We start from the raw sequence: 658 nt of genomic DNA, 5'->3' as shown, positions 1-658 counted from the left end.
TTCAGCCGCAGGCGGGATTGCTGCCGGATTACTTTTTGCAGCAGGGGTGGCGGCTTCCTGTCTCGGGGTCGGCGTGTTGTTGATTGGTGCTGCCATTGCAGTGGGGATGGCAGCAAGCGCTTTAGGGGATAAGGCACGTGATACCGGTGTTTCGATGGGTGCATCGTCGCAAAGCCCCACCGGAACGATTGAAACGGGTTCACCCAATGTCTTTATCAATAACAAGGCGGCGGCCATTGCGACACGAAGTCAGGTGGCATGCAGTAAAGAAAATGGTATCCGCCAGATGGCGCAAGGTTCGGACTCCGTACTGATTAACGGACTTCCTGCATCGCGGGTGGGCGATAAAACGACCTGTGATGCCGCCGTGATGACAGGTTCCCCGAATGTCACTATCGGTGGGGGGACAAAAACAACAAAAAAAATCACACCAGAAATTCCCGAATGGGCGTATACCGCCTCTGATTTAACCATGTTTGCGGCGGGATTGTTCAGCTTTGGCGGGGCGGCCGCCAAAGGCCCCGGCGCATTGCAAAAGCTGTTCAGTAAATTGCCGGGGGCGGATAAAATCCGCAAATTTGCGTGCCGGTTTGGGTGGCTTGGCGTGGCCTTGCCAGTGGTGGGCATTTTGGCAAACCCGGTTGAAGTGATTGCCGGC

The 658-nt window shown here is 55.6% G+C and carries 1 protein-coding gene; it reads left to right on the top strand.

Annotation, left to right across the window (positions count from 1 at the left end; translation table 11 throughout):
* A partial coding sequence (locus FE392_RS22310) for a PAAR domain-containing protein (protein WP_319931827.1) occupies positions 1–658 on the top strand: 658 nt, incomplete at both ends.

The organism is Xenorhabdus santafensis, from assembly GCF_033949405.1.
GTDB classification, from domain to species: Bacteria; Pseudomonadota; Gammaproteobacteria; order Enterobacterales; family Enterobacteriaceae; genus Xenorhabdus; species Xenorhabdus santafensis.
This window is presented reverse-complemented; position numbering and strand designations above follow the sequence as displayed.